Source organism: Pseudomonas sp. FP1762 (assembly GCF_030687105.1).
GTDB lineage: Bacteria > Pseudomonadota > Gammaproteobacteria > Pseudomonadales > Pseudomonadaceae > Aquipseudomonas > Aquipseudomonas siliginis.
This window is the reverse complement of sequence record NZ_CP117458.1, coordinates 181,124-193,065: the sequence shown is the minus strand read 5'-3', so window position 1 is coordinate 193,065 and position 11,942 is coordinate 181,124. Positions and strand designations below refer to the sequence as shown.

The window sequence follows — 11,942 nt, the reverse complement described above, 5'->3', positions numbered from 1 at the left end:
CAGATCAACGCACACAATACCCATGCCGCAGGAAAAACCTTAGATCAACCCCGATGAAGCGCCAAGCGAGGGTTTTGCAGGACGTTACCGCTTTAAGGAATGCAGCGATTTTGCGCCGACACGCACACTGACAAAACCCGCCAAACCCGGCATGGACGCCCCGAGCCGACCTAGGTATGATGTCGCCCGCTGCACCAGTAGCTCAGCTGGATAGAGTACTGCCCTCCGAAGGCAGGGGTCGTGGGTTCGAATCCCGCCTGGTGCACCATGAATCAAACGAGAAAGCCCCGGACTGTGATGGTCCGGGGCTTTTTTGTGGGCGATGGCAAGATCGCTGGAACGCCGTCACTCCGTCGTCCAGTCAAACTCGTCATATTCATCGTCGTCATCCCCCTCCTCCTCAGCCTCGTCAAATACCTCGTCTTCTTCAACGAGGTCTTCTTCCGGCTGATTCAGCAGAAACTCCTTACGTGTCTCGGTTACTGCACGCCGCATTTGTTCGCCCTTTTCCGGGCAGTTGAGTAGCTGGGCGATGCGGTCGATTTTTGCTGCCACGGTGTCCTCCAGCGCATTGGCAATGGCTTGATAGTGCGCGTTTTCGCGGGGCAATGCCAAATGGCTGGGGAATCAGGGCAGTCAGCCGCCCGTGAGCGGCCGAACCTCAGCGGTGATAACGCCGCACCGCGCTGCTGTTGCGCAGCACATGGCCTTTGATTTTTTCCATCAGCTCGGCGCGGGTCAGGCCGGCAGGCAGGGCGTCCGGGGCGAGGTCGAGGGCGTAGATCTGGATGATGTAGTGGTGCGCGCTGTCGCCCACTGGCGGGCACGGACCCATGTAGTGGGTGTTGCCTTTGCTGTTGGTGCCGCCGACGCCTTCGAGGGCGGATTTGGCACCGACGCCGGCCGCGATCTGGTGGGTGGTGGGTTTGATGCCGTAGTGAATCCAGTGATCGACGCCCAAGCCTTTCTGGCCGTCCGGGTCGTGCATGACGATGGCGTAGCTCTGGGTACCGGCCGGGCCGGCGTTCCAGCTCAGCGCCGGCGACTGGTTCTTGCCGCCGCAGCCGGGTGCGTCACTTGCCGCTGCCGAGGTGAACAGACGGTTATCCGACACGCCGGGGATGCTCAGGGTGAAGCGCTCCTGGGCCTGTGCCGGGAACTGCACGCAAAGGGTCACGGCGATGGCCGCCAGCCATGGGTTGAGAGAGGTCAATCGGGTCATTCCGGGAGCACCTTGTGCAGTGAGGCCGTCGTCGGCCCGCAAACTATAGCTGTACCGTTCGTGCCTTGGCAGTAGCAAATGGCTGAACCTCGCGCGGCGCCGTCAACTCACAAGAGAAATGCCTGCGAGGAAGCCGAAAATGTCCCTGCACCGTGTCGCCCGTTTCGCCGATGTCCCGCAAGACCGTGGCCTGCAAGTCGAAATCGGCGACTGCAAGATCGTCCTGCTGTGTGCCAACGGCGAGTTGCGAGCGTTTCAGGGCCTGTGTCCACATGCCGGCGCACCGTTGGCCGAGGGGGCGTTGTGTCACGGCAGGTTGATCTGCCCCTGGCACAAAGCCGCCTACCGCGCCGAGGACGGCGGCCTGTGCGAGCCGCCATCGCTGGACAGTCTCAAGCGCTATCCGCTGGAGTTGCGCGGCGATGAAGTGTGGGTCGATGACCAGCCGTTGCCCGATCCGCACACCCCGCCCGCTGACGATTCAAGAACATTCGTGGTGGTCGGCGCCGGGGCGGCGGGCACGGCTTGCGCGGCGGCATTGCGGGAGAAGGGTTTTGGCGGGCGCATCGTGCTGGTCGATGGCGAACCGGGTGCCGGATACGACCGCACGGTGTTGAGCAAATTTGTTCTCGCCGGGGAGATGTCGCCGAAAGAAGTGCCGCCGCTGCGCGATGAGGCGTTCTATCAAGCGCAACGGATTGAGCGCGTGCAAGGCGAAGTGACTTCACTCGACGCCCCAGGCAAAACGCTTCATCTGCACAACGGCGGCATCCTGCGCTACGACGCCGCTGTACTCGCCACCGGTGGCGCGCCCAATCCGTTGAAGCTGCCTGGTGCCGGGCTGGCCAACGTCTTCGTCCTGCGTTCGAAAGCCCAGGCTGAACAAATCATCAACGCCGCTCAACCGGGCCAGCGCGCGGTGATCATCGGCGACAGTTTTATTGCTCTCGAATGCGCATCGGCCCTGCGCGAGTACGGCCTCGACGTTACCGTGCTGGCACGCCACTCAGTCCCGTTTGCCAAACAATTCAGCGAGGCCGTGGGCAAGGCGATTCGCGCCCTGCACGAAGAGCACGGGGTGAAGTTCATCAGCGAACACGAGGCCACGCAGATCCTTGGCGAGGACATGGTCGAGGGCGTGCTGCTCGACAACGGTCTGCGCCTGGCGGCGGATCTGGTTCTCGCCGGCGTCGGCGTTCACCCGGCCACTGAGCCTTTCGACTCATTGCCCAGGGAAGAAGACCAATCATTGCGTGTCGACGGCGGCATGCGCGTGAGCGATGGTTTATGGGCGATCGGCGATATCGCCACGTTTCCGCTGAGCGGCCAGCCAACTCGCATCGAGCATTGGCGCCTGGCCCAGCAACACGCGCGCATCGCTGCGGCCAACATGCTGGGTGGCGAGGAGCATTATCTGGATGTGCCGTTTTTCTGGACGTACCACTTCGGCAAGAACTACGACTATCTCGGTCACGCGCAGGAATGGGACGAGGTCGAGTTCAGCGGTGAGCCGGAACAGCCGCCGTTCATCGGCCTGTTCGCAAAAGACGGCATCGTTGTTGCGGCGGTGGCCTGCGACAAGCAACGCGCGATGGCGCTGCTGGCCGAGCGGATGAAGCAACCTCTGCGGATCAAAGAGGCCTGGACGCTGATCCAGGCCTGACACCGATGCTGTACGAGATCAGGTCAGGCGTTTCACCGGCTCGCGACTGTCGTCTTCTTCGGCATGCAGAAAGATCACCCGTGGATGCTCCAAAGGTGCCAGCGGCGCCGGTAGTGCTTGCTGCTGAAGCGGCCAGAAGTGCGTTTCGACATGGCTGATGTCGCCGTCCTGATCGTTGTGAATGGTCATCACCCCCGGCGTGCGCAGTTTCTGGAAACGTTCGTCGCACAGCTTGAAACTCTTGCTCAGACCTTCATCGCCAATCACCGGTGACGGCAAACGGCGCTGGGCGAAGCTGCGGCTTTTGCGTTGCTGGTAACGCGCCCAACCGATCAGGATCACCGCGTTGACCAGCGCCACCCACATATAGACCTGCAAAGTGCCCAGGGCATCGAATGCCGAATGATCGATGCGCGGGCCGCCGGTGGTTTCGATCAATGGCCATAACCCGCGTACCAGCAGGAACAGCAGGCCGACCCAGGCCAGGACGGTGAGGATCACGTCGATCACCACCAGAAAGGGCCGTTGGCGAGTCCGGATAATTTTCATTTGATGACTTCCTCCTGGTCGTCGCCCAGCGGGCGAATGCCCCGATCAGGACTGACCCAGCGCGCGCGTTTTTTGTGTTGGCTGAACAACACCTTGGGGAAACTGACCAGGGTGGTCAGCAGACTGACGAGCCAGAACACCAACGGATACCAGACCACCCAGAACATGGTCTTGCCCAGACCGGGTTCATAGCGGCGGTCAATGACGATGCTGACGGCGAACTGCACCAGGCAGACGAACGCCAGCAACAGACCGGTGAAGGCCGGCGGCATCAGGTGATCGACAGCGATCGCGTCGGGCATGACCATGAACTTGCCCATGCCCCAGAAAATCACCGACAGCAGGAAAGTGAAGGCCCAACCGGTGGACAGGCAGTATTCGAACAGCAGCGGCCACAGGTAGCGATGGCGGTACTGCCAGATGCCGCGAATGTTCTTGAACAGCACTTCGGCGCCGCCCTGAGCCCAGCGCAGACGCTGCTTCCACAGGCCGCCGAGGGTTTCCGGCATGAGAATCCAGCACAGCGCACGCGGTTCGTAGAAGATGCTCCAGTGATCCAGTTGCAGCTTCCAGCTGATGTCGATGTCTTCGGTGATCATGTCCGGGCTCCAGTAGCCGACCCGGTTCAGCGCGGTGCGGCGGAACGCGACGATCACGCCGGAGACGGTAAAGATGCGCCCGAACACCCGTTGCGTACGTTTGATCAGCCCGATGATCGAGGAGAACTCGCCGACCTGCACCCGCCCGATCAAGGTCGAACGCGTGCGGATGCGCGGGTTGCCGGTCACTGCGCCAAGACGTGCGTTATCCAGCATCGGCGCGACCAGATAAGCCGCAGTGTTCGGGGCCAGCAAGGCGTCGCCATCGATGCACACCAGATACTCGCTGCGCGCAGCGATCGCGCCCATGCGCAGAGCCACAGCCTTGCCCTGGTTTTCCGCCAGATGCAGCACCCGCAGTCGCGGATCTTCCTTGGCCAGCGCATCGAGCACTTCGGCGGTGTTGTCCTTGGAGCCGTCGTTGATCGCGATCACTTCGATGTTCGGGTAGTGCTGGGCCAGCGCCGCGTAAATGGTATCGGCAGCGTTATCGCCTTCGTTGTAGCAAGGAATCAGGATCGAAATCAGCGGCTCGCCTTCCAGCGGCGGCGGCAGCGTGTCGTCCTGCCATGGCCAGTGGCGCTCCCAGTGCAGCCAGAAATACAGGCCGCCGGCGATCCACAACCCGGACATGAACAGTGGGTAGAAGAACACGAACGACATCAGGAACTGGCCGGTCACCAGGAAGATCAGCCCCAGCGGAACGCCAAGGACAATCGCCAGAACAAGCAGGGCTAACAGTCTATCCAGCATGTTATGGATTCCATTTGTTGGAGAGTGCAGGCCTTACGGTTTTCAGGTCTGGCAGGTTGTCGAGGAAGTTGTCCGGGTAGTAACCGAAACTGGTCGCGCCCTGGCGCTTGAGTCGGCCCATCCAGTCCGCCAGATGCACGGCATCGATATCGGCCTGATCCTTCTGGTTCCAGTCGCGCGCCTGCAATTCGAACACGGTGCGGTTGAGTGCGCCGGGGCGTTTCTTCACCGTGGCAACCAGTTCTTCCAGCCACGGGCCGGACTCGGCCAGTGTCTGTTTTTCCATCAATGGCATGGCCATCGGCGCCGTCCAGTCGTAGGTGGCGAGGAAGTCATCGAGGTTCTGCGCGAACCACGCTTCGCTTTCAGGATTGAGCATCGGCTCGGCGAAGATGTTGCGTGCGGTCAGCACTTGCGGGCCGCGAATCGCACGGACCTTCGCGGTCAGTTTGTTGGTGAAGTCGATCAGGTAGCGGCTCTTGAACCGCGTCCAGCGTTGCATCGCCGCTGGATCGTCGCGGAGCGCGGCAATCGAACCCGGCAGACCTTGAGCGGCATAGGCCTTCAAGGCATCCGGGCTGGCGTCTTCGAAATCCGAGAGCACCGCATCGTCGTGGTAGAGAATGCCGTCGACCGAGGTCAGCCGCGCCACGTCTTCATAGATTTCACCGATGATCTTGCGCACTTCGGGATTGAACGGTGACAGGCGTTTGTACTGCTTCGGATCGACCGAGGTGATGGCGGTTTCCGGGTCCCAGCGGGTTACACGCGGCAGCTTCGAATCCAGTTCGAAACTCAGCACCGGCATCCACGCAAAGACCTTCACGTGGGCACGGGTGCGCAGTTGCCAGGCGACGCGGTCGAACAGGTCCGCGCGCATCGGCAAGTGACGGTTGGGGAAGTACAGCGAATGCACCAGACCATCGCCCTTGGGGTCGGCGAAGGCTTGCAGAAACACCGTGCTGGCGCCCAGGTCAGCCATGCGCTGCACCAGTTTGCCAAGGTTGATGTCCTGCTGGGCCGGGTCCGGGTCGTAGACGTTGTCGAGATCGACATGCACCACGCGCATCGGCGCTTCGGCCTGCACCGAGACGATGCTGTTGGCGAAATGCTCGCCATCAGGATCGGAGGCGACCAGAAAGCGCGGCCCGCTCATCAGGTTATCGAGGGTGTCGAGGCCGTCGTCCAGGGTCAGGGCCATTTCATAGCCCTCCTCACCGACCACGGTCAGCGAGGTACCGTCGGCGGTGCCGTACGGCCAGACCCAGACGCGTGGTTTGTAACCGGTGGCCTTGCGGATCTTCTCGGAAATGTTTTTCACGTCGGTGCGAATGCGCGCCTGGAAATCGGCTTCGGATTCGTAGCGTTTGGTCACCGGGTCATAACGCCGGGTCGCGGCGGCCGGCTGCAGGTTGCCCTGCGGGTTGCCAAGGATGCCTTTGTGGTTGGCATCGGTGTGAGCGGCGATCTCTACCAACCCGGACCTGGAAATTTCGCGGATCTGCTGCCAGGTCAGGAAGTTCTCACGGTTACGCGGCGTGCCGGCGAAATCCACCGGCTGATTGAGCGGCGTGTCGATCCAGGTGCCGACCGGCGCCAGCAAGGCGTGCCAATTGTAGGCGCGCAACACTGGCAACACGCGGGTATAGAAGCTGGCGTAACCGTCGTCGAAACTGAGCAACACCGCTCTCGCCGGCAGCTCCGGGCCGCCCTTGCGTGCCGCCATGATCTGGTCGACGGTCACTGGTTTGTAGCCGTTCTCGCGCAGCCAGGCGAGCTGCTCGATCATGCGCTCGGTGCGCACCGCCACCACGGCCTGATCGGGATCACGGTCTTCGACATCGTGGTAGGCGATGCCGAGCACGTGGTTTTTTGGCCACGGTTGTTCACTGGCCGCGACCGGCCGCTCGGAGGGCGGCGCGAAGCCCGGGGCTTGCTGGGCGCAGGCGCTGACCAGCAGCGCTCCCAGCAGAAGGATGAAACGCGAGATAAAAGGCATCTTCAAACTCTTCTAGAAGCGGAAAGTGAGGTCGACAAGCAGACGCAGATCAGTTTCCCGATCACCGTCATAAGGCCGGTTGATCACACTGAACATGCCGCCCACATCGAACACGTCGTTCCAGGCGTACCGTTGGCCGTAACCGAGCAATGCCATGCCGCCGGTGCCGTGGTCGCGCTGACTGTAAGTGCCCGCGCCGGCCTGGAATTGCTGGCTCCAGGAAGTCTCGTAGCGGTGGTAGAGCACGTGATTGACGTTGACCAGCGGCATCACGCTGAAGTCCGACTTCGGGTTGAAGTACGGCACATCGTCGGATTTCGAGTTGTGGCTGGTGCCGACTTCCAGGCCAGCGTCGACCTGGATGTTCGGCGCGGTGTAGATACCCTCGCGCCCGGTCACCAAGGCTTCGACGCGGTTGTTGCCATCGCTGAAGTGCGACGGGCTGACCGACACGCGCCACTCGCGGCTTTCGTTGGCGCGCCAGCGCAGGAACGCACTGCCGCCATTGGCCTTGATGTCGCTGTTGAGCGCGCGCAGCGGCGTTTCCGCCGAGAGGTATTCGAGGCTGCCGCCGTACTGCCAGTGATCGTTGATGTCGCGGGCTATCGCCAGGCGTGCGCCTTGTTTGTCACCGAAGCCGTAATCGTGATTCGACACCTCGGCTTCGAGGGTCATGTCACGGGTGCGCCGTTCCAGGCCGACACGCTGGAAGCGATGGTGGCCGGTGCCTTCGGCGAAATCACCGGTGGCATAACCGGCCCCGGCGAAGACACGCCAGTCTTCGTTGATCGGCGGACTGTACAGCGTGCTCTGGATACCGAAATCACGGCTGCCGCTGACCGCACCGGCATCGCCGCTGCCGCCACCGTTGGCCTTGCCGCCGTAGGCTTCGACGCGCAGTTCGGCCATGTCATGGACTTCCCGTTCGCGAGCCAGACGCTGCACCTGGCGGTTGTCCGGATAGCGCGCGACCACGTCGTCGACCAGCGCATCGTTCTGCCGCCACTCCTGCAACTCCATCGCGGTGCGCGCCTGAGCGACTTCCAGGCCGGCATCGCGGGGCGCCATGCTCTCGGTTTCCTTGAGCTGGCTTTCCGCGCGGCGCGGCCACTGGCGGGCGAGGTAGAGATCGGCCTGGGCCAGACGCAAGCCAAGGTTGCCCGGCGCCTGATCGACCAGCGTCTGCAAACGCTCTTCGCCGTGCGGAAGATCGGAACCGTAGGTGCCGGCCTGGGCGGCGAGTTGCTGGGCGTCCATCCATTCGTCGTTGGGATTGCCGATGGGCAGACCTTTGAGCTCGACGCGCGGACGCTGGGCTTTCGCTGCGTCTTCGGCGACCTTGCGTGCTTCGTCGGCGCGGTCGCTTTCCAGCAGCGAGTAGTACAGCGCAGTGCTGTCCTCAAGACGATCACCGACATCGGCGTCCGGCGCCGAAAGCACCTGGCGATACAGATCGGTGGCAGTCTCGGGCTCACGCTGATCCAGATAAGACGCTGCCACCCAGCGCAGGGCATAGGTCGGAATCTCCACGCCCTCGGCTTGCAGCTTTTGATATTCGCTGATGACGTCGGCGGTGCGCGCCCGCGCCTTGAGCGCGCCCATGCGGTCGATGCGCCAGCGCGTCACGTCGTCGTGAGCAGTGGCGTCAGGGGTCCAGGTCGCGAGCAATTTGTCGTAATCGGCCAGCGCGCGGTCGGCGATGACGTAGCGTTCCTTTTCGCTGCGGGTGGCCAGTTCGGCGAGGCGCACGCGTTCGGCGGCGAGATCGCCTTCCAGGCGGCGCAAGGTCACCGGATCAATCAGGCCGGGACGTTGACTGGCCAGCCGCAGCGCCGGTTCTGGCAGGCGGGCCTTTTGCAGGGCGACCACGTACTCGCGGGCAACTTCCGGCTTGTTGCCGGCGCGGATGAAGGCCTGATCGTATTCGAAGAGTGCGTCGTACTGTTTGCCGGCGCGACCGAGTGCGTAGCCCAAGGCGAGACGGCGTGACGGATCGTCGGGTTTGGCGGCGACCAGCGCCTGGGCGCGGGTGACGGCCTGATCGGGTTTGCCGGAATCGGCCTGGGTCAGCGCGAGACCCAGTTGCAGGTCGGCGTTGTCCGGCTCCAGCGCCAGCGCCTTGTTGTACACCTGGATGGCCTGATCCCAGCGCTTGAGGTTGCGATAGGCACGCGCAACGGCAGTCAGCGCCTGCACCGGCAGAACGCGGTCACGGCCTTGGGTTTCATAGACCTTGACCACTTCGGCATCGAGCCCGGCCCAACTGGCGATTTGCAGATGATCGCTGACCTGGCCTTCGCTGGCCTGGCCAGGCGGCACCTGACGCAGCACGGTCAACGCAGGCGTGTAATGCCCGGCCCGGGCATCGCGCACCATCTCGTCGTAGGGTGTGTCGGCCAACGCCAGCAGCGGCCAGAGCAACTGGCTGCACAGGGCGAATCGGAACAAAGGGCGTAAACCACGATGTAATACAGGGCCATCAATACGCGGCATTTGTCAGCATCCTTACATGGCCAGCCGGGTCGCAATGCCCTCCTTGCCCATTCGTAACGGTGGCCGACAAAAACAGCCTTCGGCCAAGCTTGGTGAGGCAGTCTGCACGCAAGCGAGAGCGAATTTTCACAACGCAATATTTGTTCAGAATCGGTCCATCTGTACAAAATCCGTACAGCAAAACGCCCGGCGCCTGTTCACACAGGGGCCGGGCGTCTGGGGGGTGCGCGGTTGGGTTTATTGCTCTTGGGTGACGCCGGCAAACTTGCTCATGAGGAAACCGATGAACTGCTCGACGGTCATCTTCTGGCCGTTGAATTCGACCTGATTGGCCGCGTAATGCAGTTTTGTCACCACGTTGGTGCCGTCGGCGACAGCCAGTTGCGAGCCGACCGCCATGCCGGCGAACATGTCCGCCGCTTCCTTGGACTGATCGACGATGGCTTTGGCGTCAGTCTGGCCATCGAGTTGCGCCTGCACGCTGAGCAGATCGACCAGCATCGGCTTGGATACCTGAATGTTCAGGTCGAGCAGCGCGATCAGTTGCTTGCCGAGTTGATCCGGCGGCAGATCCATCGATTGCGGCTTGGTCAGGTCGATCACCAGATTGGCGCGGCTTTCACCGTTGGCGGTGTTGAACGACAGGTTCTCCAGCGCCAGTTGCGGGCCGGCCGCCAGCAACTTCTGCAGATCGGCTTTGACCTGGGCGTTTTCCGCTTCGGTCAGATTCAGCTCCGGTGCCGGCAAACCCTGCGCGGCGGCCTCGGCGGCAGCTTTTTCGTATGGCTGCAATTTGGTCTGGTAGATCTGCATCAGCGACATGGTCGACGGAATGTCGAGGTTCTTCATGCTCATGGCCATGGCCGCCGAACCGACTTTCTTGTCGTTGAGCGTCACTTCGCCGATTTTGTAGTCGGCACGCCCCGAGGCGTTGCTGCCGCTTTCTTCGGTGCGGTTCTTCATTTCGAAGTTCTTCACGCCCAGCACCATCGGCTTGGCGCCGAAGGTGGTTTTGCTGCTGGTCACTTCCAGGGTGTTTTCCCCGGTGTAGTAGCCGTAGCTGCTCTTGGCGAGGTTGCTGGCCAGGGTCAGACCGTTGAGCTCGACCTGCACCGGCGCCTGGTCTTCCGACACGGTGACCAGTTTCAGATTGTCCATGTAGCCGTCGGCCTTGACCTTCTGCGCCTGGGCGCTGGCGGCGATGTCCATGCTCAGACCGGAAAACTTCAGGCTCGACTGCTCATCCAGCGCGGTTTCGAACGGCACCAGGTTGAGGGTGCTGGTGGTCGATTCGTCGTAGCCGATGTTGGTCACGCCCTTGAGCGGCGCGGCGCCGTTGGTAGCGGCGAACCATTTTTCCGTGGACGGGCTCTTTTCCAGCTCGTAGTTGCTGGTGGCCATGACCGGCAGCCACTTCAGCGAAACCAGACGCGAGAACGGCAGCGGGCCGTGCTCGATGTGGTCGACGAATAGTAGCTCGACCGGGGCATCGCCGAACATTTCGCCTTCGCCCTTGAGGCGATAGTGCGCGGTGCTGGTGAAGGTGTGGCGCTCAAGCGATACCAGTTCCAGCGACGCGGTGCCGTTGGAGCCGGCCATGGCGGTCTGCAGCTCTTTGTTGGCGTTGCTGACGGCGTTGTTCAGTACGCCTTCGATCTTGGTCCCGGTGTACCAGGCCCCGCCTGCGCTGATCGCGCCGATGGCAACAACAATTCCGAGAAGCACGCCTGCTGATTTATTCATGAATGACCTGATCGGTTTCCGTGGCTGTGGATGAAGTCGTCTTCCTTGAACCCGGGATCGGGTCGCGGCTCGACTGTGCGCAATTAAGCGGTGGAGATTAGCACCGGGCGCGGGCGACGGCCCAATGTTTAAAGGTTAAAGAGTGTCTATGGACACTTGGGAGAGCAAAAAGATCGCAGCCTTCGGCAGCTCCTACATTTGCAATCCGATTGTCCTGTAGGAGCTGCCGAAGGCTGCGATCTTTTGATTTCAGGAATACTGAACCTCGATTTCATCCAGCTGATGATCAAAGCTCTTCAGCCGCGCGGTCCAGGTATACACCAGCACTTCGAAGTCACGATCGATCACCGCTCCGCCGGTGGTATCCGCCCGCACATCGCAGAAATCCAGCTGATAGCGTTCACGAGCCATGGCCGTGGCGACGTCGGACAGCTCGCGGGCGTTGCTCAGCCAGTGCCAGCCGTCATCGGCGATCTGCTTGTCGAGTTCCAGGCATTGCTTCTTCAGCCCTTCGAGGCTTTTTTCCAGCGGCGTGCCGGTGAGCTCGCCCATGACTTCGGCGAAGGTTCGCCCGGGCTGCCAGTAACTGCCCCAGAAGTAGCGATCAAACACGGTTTCAACCCGGCGCAGGGCGACTTTGGTGTCCCAGATCAGCACCAGCATCTTGCCGCGCTCGAGCTGGCGCTTCTTGACCCGTTGCAGCTGAATCGAGGTCCACGCGACGACGACGATCGCCATCACCGCGATCAACGCAACGGCGCTGTCGAGGAAAACCATTGCCGTGTCGATCTGGTGGGCCAGCATGATCCCGTAGAAATACGTGGCCGAGAGCAGCACCAGTGCGACCAGAGCGCACCAGAAGCCGAGAGCGTAAGGGTTTTTCATTATTGGTTTCCCCTGGGCCAGCACGAGCAATGTGCA

The 11,942-nt window shown here is 62.0% G+C and carries 9 protein-coding genes and 1 tRNA gene; 2 read left to right on the top strand and 8 right to left on the bottom strand.

Annotation, left to right across the window (positions count from 1 at the left end; genetic code table 11):
• Window positions 1–191: 191 nt before the first annotated feature.
• A tRNA-Arg gene (locus tag PSH90_RS00815) sits at window positions 192–268 on the top strand.
• Window positions 269–345: 77 nt separating this feature from the next.
• Here PSH90_RS00815 and PSH90_RS00810 read toward each other — a convergent pair.
• On the bottom strand, window positions 346–615 hold the full coding sequence (locus PSH90_RS00810; protein ID WP_071174021.1) for a hypothetical protein: 270 nt from the start codon (window positions 613–615) through the stop codon (window positions 346–348).
• A 46-nt stretch (window positions 616–661) separates the two neighbouring features.
• Window positions 662–1,222: a YbhB/YbcL family Raf kinase inhibitor-like protein gene (locus PSH90_RS00805; protein WP_016772253.1), complete on the bottom strand. Its 561-nt coding sequence runs from the start codon at window positions 1,220–1,222 to the stop codon at window positions 662–664.
• A 139-nt stretch (window positions 1,223–1,361) separates the two neighbouring features.
• Between PSH90_RS00805 and PSH90_RS00800 the strand changes: the two genes are divergently transcribed.
• On the top strand, window positions 1,362–2,885 hold the full coding sequence (locus PSH90_RS00800; RefSeq protein WP_305381950.1) for an FAD-dependent oxidoreductase: 1,524 nt from the start codon (window positions 1,362–1,364) through the stop codon (window positions 2,883–2,885).
• 18 nt (window positions 2,886–2,903) lie between these two features.
• On the opposite strand, the gene pgaD is transcribed toward PSH90_RS00800, so the two are convergent.
• The 6 genes from pgaD to PSH90_RS00770 form a co-directional block, all read right to left on the bottom strand.
• Window positions 2,904–3,434: a poly-beta-1,6-N-acetyl-D-glucosamine biosynthesis protein PgaD gene (gene pgaD / locus PSH90_RS00795; RefSeq protein ID WP_305381949.1), complete on the bottom strand. Its 531-nt coding sequence runs from the start codon at window positions 3,432–3,434 to the stop codon at window positions 2,904–2,906.
• The gene (gene pgaC, locus PSH90_RS00790) at window positions 3,431–4,786 is read right to left on the bottom strand and encodes a poly-beta-1,6-N-acetyl-D-glucosamine synthase (protein WP_305381948.1); all 1,356 of its coding nucleotides are present in this window, start codon (window positions 4,784–4,786) and stop codon (window positions 3,431–3,433) included. The genes pgaD and pgaC overlap by 4 nt, the downstream gene beginning before the upstream one ends.
• A gap of 1 nt (window position 4,787) precedes the next feature.
• Window positions 4,788–6,785, bottom strand: coding sequence for a poly-beta-1,6-N-acetyl-D-glucosamine N-deacetylase PgaB (pgaB, locus tag PSH90_RS00785; RefSeq protein ID WP_305381946.1), 1,998 nt, complete (start codon window positions 6,783–6,785; stop codon window positions 4,788–4,790).
• A 12-nt stretch (window positions 6,786–6,797) separates the two neighbouring features.
• Entirely contained in the window at window positions 6,798–9,278 is a 2,481-nt protein-coding gene (gene pgaA, locus PSH90_RS00780; protein ID WP_305381945.1) for a poly-beta-1,6 N-acetyl-D-glucosamine export porin PgaA, read from the bottom strand.
• Between the two features lie 237 nt (window positions 9,279–9,515).
• A complete protein-coding gene (locus PSH90_RS00775) occupies window positions 9,516–11,021 on the bottom strand; it encodes a YdgA family protein (RefSeq protein WP_305381944.1) in 1,506 nt (501 codons plus the stop codon).
• A 249-nt stretch (window positions 11,022–11,270) separates the two neighbouring features.
• Window positions 11,271–11,906 carry an NADH:ubiquinone oxidoreductase subunit N gene (locus tag PSH90_RS00770; RefSeq protein WP_150742987.1) on the bottom strand — a complete coding sequence of 212 codons (636 nt, stop codon included), beginning with the start codon at window positions 11,904–11,906 and terminating at the stop codon, window positions 11,271–11,273.
• Between the last annotated feature and the right edge of the window lie 36 nt (window positions 11,907–11,942).

What these genes read in the sequence shown, in the direction of transcription:
- PSH90_RS00805 (WP_016772253.1), bottom strand. Translation starts at nt 1,222, where the DNA reads ATGACCCGATTGACCTCTCTCAACCCATGGCTGGCGGCCATCGCCGTG.
- PSH90_RS00800 (WP_305381950.1), top strand. Translation starts at nt 1,362, where the DNA reads ATGTCCCTGCACCGTGTCGCCCGTTTCGCCGATGTCCCGCAAGACCGT.
- pgaD (WP_305381949.1), bottom strand. Translation starts at nt 3,434, where the DNA reads ATGAAAATTATCCGGACTCGCCAACGGCCCTTTCTGGTGGTGATCGAC.
- pgaC (WP_305381948.1), bottom strand. Translation starts at nt 4,786, where the DNA reads ATGCTGGATAGACTGTTAGCCCTGCTTGTTCTGGCGATTGTCCTTGGC.
- pgaB (WP_305381946.1), bottom strand. Translation starts at nt 6,785, where the DNA reads ATGCCTTTTATCTCGCGTTTCATCCTTCTGCTGGGAGCGCTGCTGGTC.
- pgaA (WP_305381945.1), bottom strand. Translation starts at nt 9,278, where the DNA reads ATGCCGCGTATTGATGGCCCTGTATTACATCGTGGTTTACGCCCTTTG.
- PSH90_RS00775 (WP_305381944.1), bottom strand. Translation starts at nt 11,021, where the DNA reads ATGAATAAATCAGCAGGCGTGCTTCTCGGAATTGTTGTTGCCATCGGC.
- PSH90_RS00770 (WP_150742987.1), bottom strand. Translation starts at nt 11,906, where the DNA reads ATGAAAAACCCTTACGCTCTCGGCTTCTGGTGCGCTCTGGTCGCACTG.